The sequence below is a fragment of the Pontibacter vulgaris genome (assembly GCF_022758145.1).
GTDB lineage: Bacteria > Bacteroidota > Bacteroidia > Cytophagales > Hymenobacteraceae > Pontibacter > Pontibacter vulgaris.
In genome coordinates this window covers 992,041-1,004,693 of sequence record NZ_JAJVDH010000003.1, presented here as the reverse complement: position 1 = coordinate 1,004,693, position 12,653 = coordinate 992,041, and the positions used below count along the sequence as shown (strand labels likewise).

The 12,653-nt window shown below is 47.0% G+C and carries 7 protein-coding genes; 2 read left to right on the top strand and 5 right to left on the bottom strand.

Features of this window, described 5'->3' with window-relative positions:
- Positions 1-72 precede the first annotated feature (72 nt).
- Positions 73-2,301 carry an NADP-dependent isocitrate dehydrogenase gene (locus LWP20_RS09605; protein ID WP_242927906.1) on the top strand — a complete coding sequence of 743 codons (2,229 nt, stop codon included), beginning with the start codon at positions 73-75 and terminating at the stop codon, positions 2,299-2,301.
- Positions 2,302-2,559: 258 nt separating this feature from the next.
- On the opposite strand, the gene LWP20_RS09600 is transcribed toward LWP20_RS09605, so the two are convergent.
- Entirely contained in the window at positions 2,560-5,514 is a 2,955-nt protein-coding gene (locus LWP20_RS09600) for a M16 family metallopeptidase (protein WP_242927905.1), read from the bottom strand.
- Between the two features lie 51 nt (positions 5,515-5,565).
- Positions 5,566-7,455, bottom strand: a complete 1,890-nt coding sequence (locus LWP20_RS09595; protein WP_242927904.1) for a DNA polymerase III subunit gamma/tau — start codon at positions 7,453-7,455, stop codon at positions 5,566-5,568.
- A gap of 371 nt (positions 7,456-7,826) precedes the next feature.
- On the opposite strand from LWP20_RS09595, the gene LWP20_RS09590 reads away from it, so the two are divergent.
- Complete coding sequence (locus LWP20_RS09590; protein WP_242927903.1) at positions 7,827-8,414, top strand: hypothetical protein; 588 nt, start codon at positions 7,827-7,829, stop codon at positions 8,412-8,414.
- Between the two features lie 27 nt (positions 8,415-8,441).
- Here LWP20_RS09590 and cfa read toward each other — a convergent pair whose 3' ends face one another.
- The 3 genes from cfa to LWP20_RS09575 form a co-directional block, all read right to left on the bottom strand.
- Complete coding sequence (cfa, locus tag LWP20_RS09585) at positions 8,442-9,563, bottom strand: cyclopropane fatty acyl phospholipid synthase (RefSeq protein WP_242927902.1); 1,122 nt, start codon at positions 9,561-9,563, stop codon at positions 8,442-8,444.
- Between the two features lie 128 nt (positions 9,564-9,691).
- Entirely contained in the window at positions 9,692-10,705 is a 1,014-nt protein-coding gene (locus LWP20_RS09580; protein ID WP_242927901.1) for a DUF3667 domain-containing protein, read from the bottom strand.
- Between the two features lie 263 nt (positions 10,706-10,968).
- Complete coding sequence (locus LWP20_RS09575; protein ID WP_242927900.1) at positions 10,969-12,609, bottom strand: catalase; 1,641 nt, start codon at positions 12,607-12,609, stop codon at positions 10,969-10,971.
- Positions 12,610-12,653 lie beyond the last annotated feature (44 nt).

Sequence of the window (12,653 nt, the reverse complement as noted above, 5' to 3'; positions counted from 1 at the left end):
AGGGAGAAGCCTGGCTATTCAGAAGAAAATGCCTCTTAGCTGCTGGTAGTATAAATTAAACTTTGAAATAACATGACGACAAAAGCATCGAAAATTATTTATACCATTACCGATGAGGCGCCGGCCTTGGCTACGCGTTCTTTCTTGCCTATAGTTCAGGCTTTTACCAAAGCCGCTGATATTGAAGTAGAAACAAGAGATATTTCCCTGGCGGGCCGTATCATTGCAGCTTTCCCGGAGAACCTGACAGCAGAGCAGAAGCAGAACGACGACCTGGCTTACCTGGGCGATCTGGCTAAAACGCCTGAGGCTAACATCATCAAATTGCCAAACATCAGTGCTTCTATTCCGCAGCTTACAGAGGCGATTAAAGAGCTTCAGTTGCAGGGCTACAACATCCCGGATTACCCATCTGACCCTAAAAACGATGCTGAGAAGGATGCAAAGGCACGTTATGCGAAGATTTTAGGTAGTGCGGTAAACCCTGTATTGCGTGAAGGTAACTCTGACCGTCGTGTGGCGGATGCTGTGAAGCAGTACGCTAAGAAACACCCGCACTCGATGGGCAAATGGTCTGCTGACTCTAAAACACACGTAGCGCACATGACCGGCGGCGACTTTTATGGCAGCGAGCAGTCTGTTATAGTTGATAACGCAACCGAAGTACGCATCGAGTTTGTAGGCGCGAACGGCGAAACCAAAGTGCTGAAAGACAAAATTGCCCTGAAGGCCGGCGAAGTGATGGACTCATCTGTGATGAGCAAAAACGCGCTTCGTTCTTTCCTGGAAAAGGAAATTGCTGAGGCAAAAGAGCAAGGTATACTTTTATCGCTGCACCTGAAGGCGACCATGATGAAGGTGTCTGACCCTATTATGTTTGGCCACGCGGTAACCGTTTTCTTTAAAGATACTTTCGCTAAACACGCTGCTACATTCAAAGAAATTGGCGTTGACCCAAACAACGGTTTAGGCGATGTTTACGCTAAGATACAGAACCTGCCAGCTGAGAAGCGTGCTGAAATTGAAGCTGACCTGAAAGCGGAGATGGCGCAGCGCCCAGAACTGGCGATGGTGAACTCTGATAAAGGCATTACCAATCTGCACGTGCCAAGCGATGTGATCATTGACGCGTCTATGCCGGCGGCTATCCGTTCGTCTGGCCAGATGTGGGGACCGGATGGCAAACTGCATGATACAAAAGCAATCATCCCGGACCGTTCTTATGCGGGTATCTACCAGGAAGTGATCCAGTTCAACAAAGAGAACGGCGCTTTCGACCCGACAACCATGGGTACAGTTCCGAACATTGGTTTGATGGCACAGAAGGCGGAAGAGTATGGCTCGCACGACAAAACTTTCCAGATGGAAGCTGCTGGTGCTGTTCGTGTAGTTGATGCGAACGGTAACACGCTGATGGAGCAGAAAGTTGAGGAAGGCGATATCTTCAGAGCTTGCCAGACCAAAGACCTGCCTATTCAGGACTGGGTGAAACTGGCGGTAACAAGAGCTAGAATTACTAACACTCCTGCTATTTTCTGGCTTGATCCGCAGCGTGCACACGATGCGAACCTGATCAAGAAAGTAGAGAAATACCTGCAAGACCACGACACCAACGGTCTTGAGATCAAGATCATGTCTCCGGTGGAGGCTATCCGTTACACTTGCGAGCGTGCCAAAGCTGGTAAAGACACTATCTCTGTAACCGGTAACGTACTACGCGATTACCTGACTGACCTGTTCCCGATCCTGGAGCTGGGCACAAGCGCTAAAATGCTTTCTATCGTTCCGTTGCTGGATGGTGGTGGCTTGTTCGAAACTGGTGCCGGTGGATCTGCGCCGAAGCACGTGGAGCAGTTTATCGAAGAAAACTACCTGCGTTGGGATTCGCTTGGTGAGTTCTTAGCATTAGCTGTATCTCTGGAAGATCTGGCTTACAAAACCAAGAACGAAAAGGCTGAAGTACTGGCAGAAGCCCTGAACAAAGCCAATGCTGAGTTCCTGGAGAAAGATAAGTCGCCGGCACGTAAAGTTGGAGGCATCGACAACCGTGGCAGCCACTTCTACCTGGCTATGTACTGGGCACAGGCACTTGCCGAGCAAACCAAGAACCAGGAGCTGAAAGACCGCTTCGCTGGCTTAGCAAAAGCACTAACCGACAACGAGCAGAAGATCGTGGACGAGCAGATCGCAGCACAAGGCAAACCAATTGACATCGGCGGTTACTACCACCCGAACGAAGAGAAAACCAGCAAAGCCATGCGCCCAAGCGAAACGCTGAATGCTGCTTTAGCTAATTTCTAATCAGAAGTGTAAAGTATAAAAAAGGCTGCCCGAGAGATCGGGCAGCCTTTTTTGTTTTTAATTAATTAAAAGCATCTATACTTCCAACTATAGTTTTTTGCCCTGCTGGCGCGAGCTTGCAGCTCGTGCCTTTTCCTTGCCATACAGCTAGAATGAGTAAAGTACGAGCTGCAAGCTCGCACTAGCAGTAGTAAAACAAAAAGCGGCAGCCATACTTTGGCTGCCGCTTTTATTTTTGTCTACAGTCTAAAGTCTAAACTAGTACCCAAAAATCTCTTCCAGCTTTAACTGCTTCACCTTGCCATACTTCTCCAGTTCCTTGAAATTCAACCGGTCTTTAGAACCGATCACAAGTATAGCCTGTGGTTGGGATTTGATATACTTCTGCTGGAACTCCTTCATCTGGTCGAAAGTCATGCTATTGGCGCTTTTGTACACATCTTCGCGGATGTCGTGCTCAATGCCCAGGCGTTTGGCGCGCTCATAGTCGAACAGGATAGCCGACTTGGTGATACGCTCTGATGAAATGCTGTTTCTCAGGGAAGCTTTCGCGTTCTCGAAGTTAGCATCGGCCAGTGGCATGTTGTTCAGTAATTCCTGCATACCTACCATAGCTTCTGGCAGCTTATCAGCCTGCGCCCCAATGTACGACTGCAGGTAGTTAGAGCGGTTCTTTTTGCTGGCAGGGCTGTAGAACGAGTAAGTAGAATAAGCCAATGCCTTCGACTCGCGCAGCTCCTGGAATACAATGCCGCCCATATACTCGTTGTACATTCTTACTACAGGTACAATATCCGCGCTGTAAGGCACAGACTTGCTCAGGAATAACAGTTCTGCCTGTACCATGTCATAATCAGCCCAGTATACAGTTGGTGTTTTAATATCCAGCTCAGCATATACTTTCTCGGCAGGCACTGGCTTCAGTTTGGCAGGCACGTTGTGTCCGGCATTCAGGGAAGCTACCAGTTTATCAGTTTCACGTGGACCATAGTATAACACGCGGTGTTCGTATGTTGGTATGCTCTTAATAATGTTTACCAATTCCTGCGGCTTCACTGCCTTCAGTTGTTTCTCTGACAGTATCGTTGTGAACGGATTTTTAGCCCCATACTTGGCGTAGTTTACCATGGCCTGGTTCAGTATCACGCTCTTGTTTTTCTTGGCGTCGCTGCGGGCTTTCAAAGTACCAGCTACCATGTTATTCAGGGCTTCCTGATCAGGTTTAGGGTTCTGCAACAGGCTTTCGAACAGAGCAAGACCTTTCTCGAAGTTCTCATCCAAACCGGTCAGGCTTACATACACCTGATCGCCGGAAGAGAAAACGTTGAACGAAGTGCCCAGCTTGTAGAATTCTTTCTTCAGCTCTTCCGCGGTATACTTGTCGTTGCCCAGGTACTTCAGGTAATTAACAGCCATACCCAGTTTAGGGTCGTTGTTGGTGCCCATGTCCAGGATGTAGTATAGCTGGAAAAGGCCATTTTCGCTGTTCTTAGTATAAAGCAGCGGAATGTTATTCTTCAGCTTCGATTCCTTAATGTCTTCTTTATAGTTTACGAATACCGGCTGCAGGGCAGGAGCTTCTTTGGCCATAAACGCCTTGTAGTAAGCCGACTGCACATCGCGGTTAACAGCAACTGGCGTGATGGCTGGTTTCTCCACTTTTTGTGCGTTCGGGTCTTTGCCGGTGCGCTTGTATACCAGTACGTAGTTGTTGTTCAGGTACTTATTGGCAACATCCACTACTTCCTGCTTCGTTATCTTGGCAAATTCATTCGGGCGGTTTACATAGTCTTTCCAGTCCATGCCGTAGATAAAGGCACTTACGAAAGCATCGGCGCGGTTGCTGTTGTCTTCGTAAGATTCCATTAAACCAATCTTGTTGTTGTTTACGATGGCCGGAATCACCCAATCTTCAAACTTGCCCTGCTTTACCAGTTCAATTTGTGCCAGCACCATATCTTTTACCTGGTCTAATGTCTGGCCCTGACGTGGCGCTCCACCTACCCTGAACGTAGAGTAGTCCTTCATTTGTGTATCGTAAGCATAGGCCTGCAATACCTTCTGCTGCTGGTTAAGATTAAGGTCTATTAAGCCAGCCTGGCCGTTGTAAAGTATACCGCTGATCATTTGCAGCACCAGCGCATCGCGTGTGTTGATGCCTGGGAAACGATACGAAACAGACACGTTCTCAGCATCTGGCCCCAGTACTTCTTTCACGATTGGCTTCTGAATTGGCTGCTCCTGCGCTACTTTAAACTCAGGTAATGGCTTCTTCTCTAACTTGCCAAACTCAGCGTCTATCAAACGGATGGTCTGGTCAAAATCGATATCACCGCTCATGGCAATGGCCATGTTGTTCGGAACGTAATAGGTGCTATAGTACTTTTTTATCTCCGTGATAGACGGGTTCTTCAGGTGCTCGATTGTACCGATAGTGGTTTGCGTACCGTACTGGTGCGTCGGGAACAGGGCTGTATTGATAACTTCGGCTACTTTGCGGCCGTCGCTGTCTAAAGTACGGTTCTTCTCTTCGTAAACTGCTTCCAGCTCGGTATGGAAAATACGCGGCACCATATCACGGAAACGGTCAGCTTCCAGGGCTACCCATCGTTCCAGTTGGTTAGTAGGGATATCGTTTACATATACTGTCTGGTCTACCCAGGTATAGGCGTTGGTTCCTTTAGCACCGATGGCTCCCAGAATCTTGTCATACTCATTGGCAACGGCAAATTTGGCAGCTACACCTGAAACTGAGTCAATCTGGTGGTAAATCTTCTTGCGGGCTGCATCGTCTTTCGTAGCTCTGTACTTTTCGTAAAGTGCTTCTATTTTATCCAGCTCTACTTTTTCTTTCGCCCAGTCCTGCGTACCCAGCTCCGAAGTGCCTTTAAACACCATGTGCTCCAGGTAATGCGCCAGGCCGGTTGCATTGGCCGGGTCGTTTTTGCTGCCAGCGCGAACGGCAATGTATGTCTGAATGCGTGGGGCATCTTCGTAATCCGTCAGGTATACTTTCAGGCCATTGTCTAAAGTATAAACGCGGGCATTGAGCGGGTCGCCGGCCACGGTTTCATACTTGTACTCCTTCTGTTTCTGAACAGAGGAGGCCGCGGTGTCTGTTGCAGACTGCGACTGATATGCTTCGTTTTTGCATTGCGTGAACGTGAAAGCAAACGCAACCAAAAACAACGATAATCCTTTTTTCACGGGCATAGTTGTTTTAGGATGGAACTAGAACTATACAAATATAAAATTTATACTTGATTAGAAATCAGTGTCTAAGCCAAGACGCTGTTTCATATCGACGATTACCGGATATTTCTCTGCCAAATAGTTAAACTTATCCTGCGAAGTATAAAGTTTGCGCTCATCCTGCTGTAATTCCATTACTTCGGCGCGCAGTTTTATACTTCGGTTGCCCACACGCTCTTTTAACTCGGCAAGCAGCGCCGGGCGCACGTTATTAAACTGATCTATCAGAACAGGGTTTTCTACGTGCAGTAAAAGTTCGTTCTGGTCGCTGATGTGGTAGGCACGATTGAGCAAAGTATACTCCATCATGTTCTCTGTTTTCTTGCGGCGCAGAATATCAAACCAAACCGTTTTCAGCTTTGCCTGGTCTACAGGTACAAGCGTGCCATAGTTTGCTTCCTCTTCCTCTTCGGCTACCAGTGAAGTAGCTGCAGATGCCTGTGCCTGGTTCTGCAGGTCTTTCATGCTAGGCAGTTTGCTTAGCTTTTTCTGAGGCGGAACCGGCGTGCTTGGGCGCTGGGCAGGTGCGCTGGCCTGCGGAGGAGCCAGATGCGCATCCGGGGTTACCTGCTGTGGCTTAGGCGGCTGTTGCAAACTCTCTGATGGCACAGAACCAGTTACAGGTTGCTGTAAACCTGCCGATGGTATGGTCTGGCTTTGCTGCTGCATACTTGCCGATGGCACTGTTCCTGGGCTCAGTGGCTGTAGTTGTGCAGCGGGTATGGCACCTGTTGGGGTGGTAGGGGCTGGTGCCGGCGCCGCTACCTTAGCTTTTTTTGGCTCAAAACCTTCCTGTGCAAAACTAAGTGCAGCGTTTAGGTGTGCCATCTTCATGAGGCAAAGCTCTACATGCAGGCGCTGATTTTTGCTGCTCTTGTAGTGCATGTCGCAGGTGCTTACCAGGTTAAGGCCCGATAGCAGAAAAGATACCGAAGCTCTTACAGACTGATCTGCATACTTTGCTTTGATGTTGTCTGATACCTCCAGTAACTGTATAGTTGCCTGGTCTTTGCAAACCAAAAGGCTGCGGAAGTGCTCGCCTATACCTACCAAGAAGTTATGCGCATCAAAACCATTCTTCAGGATCTCATCAAACAAAAGCAATGAGCCCGACAGGTTCTGATTCAGCAGGTCGTCGGTTAAGCGGAAGTAATAATCATAGTCCAGTATGTGCAGGTTCTCTACGGTAGCTTTGTAAGTAACATTGCTGCCCGAGAAAGTTACCATCTGGTCGAAAATAGAAAGGGCATCGCGCAGGGCGCCGTCTGCTTTCTGCGAGATCAGGTGCAGGGCATCCGGTTCGGCCTGTATGCTTTCCTTCTGAGCTATACTTCCCAAATGGCGTACCATGTCATCAATCCTGATCCGGTTAAAATCAAAGATCTGGCAACGCGAAAGTATAGTCGGGATGATCTTGTGGCGCTCGGTGGTAGCAAGTATAAATATGGCATAGGAAGGCGGCTCTTCCAGGGTCTTCAGGAATGCGTTGAAAGCCTGGTTCGAGAGCATGTGCACCTCATCTATGATGTAGATTTTATACTTCCCGCTTTGTGGCGCATAGCGTACCTGCTCTACCAGGTTTCTTATATCCTCCACAGAGTTGTTTGATGCCGCATCGAGCTCATGAATGTTGAACGAGCTGTTGCTGTTAAAGCTTCGGCAGGATTCGCACTCGTTACAGGCTTCGGTTTCCGGGGTTATATTCTGGCAGTTAATGGTTTTTGCCAGGATACGTGCGCAGGTGGTTTTACCTACACCACGTGGCCCGCAAAAAAGGAATGCCTGCGCCAGATGGTGGCTGCTGATGGCGTTTTTAAGGGTGTTGGTTATATGGTGCTGCCCCACCACGCTATCGAACGTGGCCGGACGGTATTTACGCGCTGATACTACAAAATTTTCCATTACTACAAAGATAATCAATCTGAAGCTCAGATGGGAGCGGTATTTTTACAGTAGTTTTCCATAGAGTTATCCACGCCCGGTGCTCCGTTTATAGCTTAACATTTGCAAAAAGCCAATCGTTTTAAGTTGCTGCTGCCTGAAAGCCGGTAGCGTTACTTTATAAGCGTTTTGGTAGCTCCTTATTATTGGATTTACAGGGTTTAAGCCGACTGCGTTTAGCCACAGGCTTTAATCGGCTGAGGTTTGAAAGTTACTAACCTGCGATTTTATTCCTGTTTTAAGAGCTATTGAAAGAATTATATTTGGATGCTGAACTTTATGCTTTAGGCATAAGTTCTGGCAGCTATTGTTATACTTCTAAAGCACCTGGCATGAAAACATACCTTAGCACTTACTTAAAGCTTCTGCTGTTATTTTGTTTCCTGATAAGGGTGGATTTTGTCTCTGGCCAGGAAAAGTATAGAGCGAAAGAAAAAAACAATAAAGCGGCTGTACTTAGGAACGATGATACTCTGGCATTGGCGGATAATGCAGCTTCCAATCAGTATTTGGCCAATCTGCCCCAAAGCGATACTTCAACAGAAGGTAAAACAGGAAATAAAAGCACTGCTACAAGTGACGTAACGAAGGCCAAAAGTCAATCTAAATCTGATAATAACCTGACCAGGTCTTTTACTTTAGGTGCTGAAACAGAATTTGAAAGATTAACGCTTAAAGCGTTGCCAAAGGCATTTAGTTCTAAAACATACTTAAGCTTTGCGTTGCGCCACGACGGGAACTATAAACTGGAAATTCTGGATAGGAATGGTGCTTTTGTTACTGTGCTGGCCGAAGGTGCCGGACAAACCAATGAAAAATTTGCATTCCTGTTTAAGAAAGGACGATTCCCGGCAGGCGCCTACATAGGCAGGTTGATTACAGCGGAGGAAGTAACTTCTGTTCGTTTTATTTTAGAGTAACGAGGCCATTTAAAGTATAATTTATACTTACCTCACAGCCTCATAACCATTCACGATTCCTTTTTTAGAGAGTACCAGTTGCCATAGTTGGTTGCGGCGCGCCCTGAACGAACCAGCGCTGGAAAGCAGGTAATATTTCCACATTCGGTAAAATCGCTCGCCATATTCGCCCTGTAGCTGCTCCCAGTTGCTGTTAAAATTATTAAACCAGGCCATTAAAGTTGGGTCGTAGTAAGATCCGAAGTTGTGCCAGTCCTCTACAATAAAAATGTGCTCCATGGCACCGCCCAGTTGTTTTATAGAAGGTATAAGGCAATTCGGGAAAATGTAGGTATTGGTAAACGGGTCGGCGGATGTTTGGGAAAAGTTGTGGCCAATGGTATGTAGCAGAAACAGCCCATCATCTTTCAGACAGCGTGAAGCGGTTTGCATAAAGGTTCTGTGGTTGCGGTAACCTACGTGTTCAAACATTCCCACTGATACAACCTGGTCAAATGGCTCGTTCACGTCGCGGTAATCCTGCAGGCGAATTTCTATGGGCAGGCCTTTGCATATTTCGCGGGCCAGCGCTGCCTGCTCTCGCGATACGGTTATGCCTACTACTTCTGCGCCGTACTTTTCGGCAGCATATTTGGCAAAACTGCCCCAGCCACAGCCAATATCCAACACGCGCTGGCCGGGTTGCAAGTATAGTTTCCGGCAGATAAGGTCGAGTTTGTTTTCCTGGGCCTGGTCCAGAGTATCAGCATTTTTCCAGTAGCCGCAACTATAGGTCATGCGCTTGTCGAGCATCAGTTGGTATAGTTTATTACCTATGTCGTAATGGCGTTGGGCGTTGCGGGCGGCCTTGCCTTTGGCCTGCATGTTCAGCAGTTTAGCCAGCAATACCTGTAACACCGATCGCCAGCCAAGCTTTGCTTTTTTATACAGATCAGCCCGCAAAACTTTAAAAACAAACTGGTCTATACTTGCGCAATCCCACCAGCCATCCATGTAAGATTCGCCCAGACCCAGAGTTCCTTCGGTAAGTATGCGCTTGTAAAACCGCTCGTCATGTACCTGCAAATCCCACGCATCAGGGCCGTTTATCTTAACATCTGCTGTGGCTAAAATACCGGCTACCTGCTGCTTTAGAGTTGGAGCGCTCATGATCCTTTATTAAGTATAAAATACTGTTTTACACTAGTATAGGTATGAACGCGGGTGAAGTATAATAGTTGAAATACAGTTATGTTCTGCTGTAAACTATAACTGAAAAATTGATGATAAACTGGTTTTTAGATGGTATAAAGCGTGGCAACAATAACCACAAGTCCACTAAGCAGCATCAGGAAAGTATAGGCAACTGCCAGCATGAAAAATTTATAGACAGTAAGCCAGCGAGAGCCTTTGTACGTGTTTCGCATAGACCGGTAGATGTACCAGATTATTACTATAAGGCCAAACAGCATTATCCAGTCGTCAAGGAAAGGTAAAATCCAGCCTAAAATAATAAGTATAGACCCAAAGAGGAAAAGGAACGAATGCACATGTATGGAATAAATCAGGTGCTCGACATAAAATTTCTTTGACCGGAAGTTTACCAACTTTAGAATGAGGGCAAACAATGGCAGCAAAATGAACATCATTTTTGGCAAATGGCTTGTCAGCTTATTCATGAAAAGCTGCTGGCTCGTGTCATCTTCCATCAGATTTTTTACTTTATCCTTCAACGACTGTGGTAAAGACGTTTTATCAATTAACGTAAATGTGTTTCCTGCTTTGTCAGCCTTGGTTGTTGCAGGCTTCGACGCAAACTCCTTGTTTTGGTTATTGGCGCTGTCTGTAGTTTCCCGGGCTTTATTTATTAGTGTATAAGTATGATTTCCTGCTTTTTCAGATACTACATTGCTTATAATAGCTTTTGCCTCTTCGGCATCCGCTTTTGATATCGTGTTTTCTTCTGTGGCTTTCTCTTTCAGTATATCCTTTTTGTTGCTGTTAGAGTTGGCCGTGAACAAGAAAAAGAAAACAATGCTGATAGAAATATACATGCTGATCGGGTTGAGATGCGAGGCGCGTTTGCCCGCAAAATACTCCTTCGTCAGGTAACCCGGCTTTGTTAAAAGCGGCACGATGCTGTTAAAAAACTTCGACTCGAAATGGAAGTAATGGCCTACACTGTGCATTAACAGGTGCAGGAAATTCTCATGTAATTCCAGGTTTTCCTGGCCACAGTTTGGGCAAAATTTATCGGCAACGGTGGTGCCGCAATTCAGGCAGGTTTTATCAGAGCGATAATGTTTTTTCATAGTAGGCTAAGTATAACGGGCCTAAATGTAAGCATTCCGATAAATTGATGCGCGTTATGGCTAAATAAATATTCAATTAAGCCTATGTTTCTGCTTTTCTAAGAATAAGCACTTAGAGAAATGTACGAAAACCGGGCTGTAATAGCGGGAAGCATTTTTTTATGGTGAAATTTGGGGTAGTATAAACGCAAAAAAACCATGACCAGCTTCTGAATTGGCTGGCCACGGTTTTAAATCAGACTTACACTTTAGTTAAGTATAGCTTAATACGGCTTGGCCGAGTGTGATTTTTTCTGCGCATGTTTTACGCCTTCTTCGCCGGTTACATTGCCTAGCGGTCCATCGGTGCCAGGTGTCTGTTTCTGCTTCATCATTTTGGTTACTTCTGCAATTTTCTCTTTTACCAGTCGGCCATAGTTTTCGTCGGCTTGGGTAAAATATTCCAGCATTTTCTCCTGGATGCGGGTGTCGCACTTGGCCAGGTCGTTACCCAGGTTGTTGATCAGTTCTTCTCGTTCCCAATCTTCAAAATTGCGGAACGTTTCGCCGGCCTGCCCGAAGTTGTTCTGGCGGTCTATTTTCTGGCGCACCAAATTCGCTTCGTAGCGTGGGGTATAATCTTTTCCGGCTTTCGGGGCTTCCTGCAAACCACCAAGTATAGATGGCTCATAGTTTACATGGATGTTCTGGCCTTCAGCAAAATCGGTATCGAAAGCCATCTGACCTCCGCGCTGGTTAGTTGCCACATGTACTTTAGGAGCGTTTATTGGTAACTGCAGATAGTTGGCTCCCACACGGTAACGTTGTGTATCGGAGTAAGAGAAGGTACGGCCCTGCAGCATTTTGTCGTCAGAGAAATCCAAACCATCCACCAGCACACCTGTACCAAAAGCGGCTAGTTCTACCTCGTTAAAGTAATCGACAGGGTTGCGGTTCAGGGTCATTTTGCCGACCGGATGCCATGGGAATTGCTCTTTCGGCCATAGTTTGGTGTCATCCAGCGGGTCAAAGTCAAGTTCCGGATGGTCGTCGTCACTCATGATCTGCACATTCAGTTCCCACTCCGGAAAATCGCCGCGTTCAATGGCTTCATATAGGTCCTGGGTAGCGTGGTTAAAGTTTTTGCCTTGTATTTCCTGCGCCTCTTTCTGGGTCAGGTTGCAGATACCTTGTTTCATCGGCTCCCAGTGGTATTTCACCAGCACTGCTTCGCCATCAGAATTTACCCATTTATAGGTGTTCACACCCGAGCCCTGCATCTGGCGGTATGTAGCCGGAATGCCCCACGGCGAATACAGGAACGTGATCATGTGAGTAGCTTCAGGGGTACCAGAGAAGAAATCGAAAATGCGTTCAGCGCTCTGGATGTTGGTTACGGGGTCGGGTTTCTGCGAGTGGATCAGGTCCGGGAATTTCATGGCATCGCGTATGAAAAAGATCTTCAGGTTATTGCCTACCAGATCCCAGTTGCCATCTTCGGTATAGAACTTAACAGCAAAGCCACGCGGATCGCGGAGTGTTTCCGGTGAGTGCGTACCGTGGCCAACCGTAGAGAAGCGTACAAAAACCGGCGTTTCTTTACCTTTCTTGAAAACTTTTGCGCGGGTAAATTTCTCAACCGGGTCGCTGCCCACAGTGCCATATGCTTGGAAAACGCCATGCGCACCGGCGCCACGGGCATGCACAACACGCTCCGGCACACGTTCGCGGTCGAAGTGCGATATCTTTTCAATGAAGTGGTAGTTCTCCATAGTGGCAGGGCCGCGATTGCCAACCGTTCTAATGTTCTGGTTATCGGTTACGGGGTGGCCCTGGCGGGTGGTGAGTGTGCGGGAGTTATCTTTTCCGTTGCCTTTATGGCCGTTTCCTGAAGTTGCAGTACGATACTTTTTTTTTTCTTTCATAACGCGTTACCGGTTGATAGTGAATAAGTTTGCTAAAACGATAT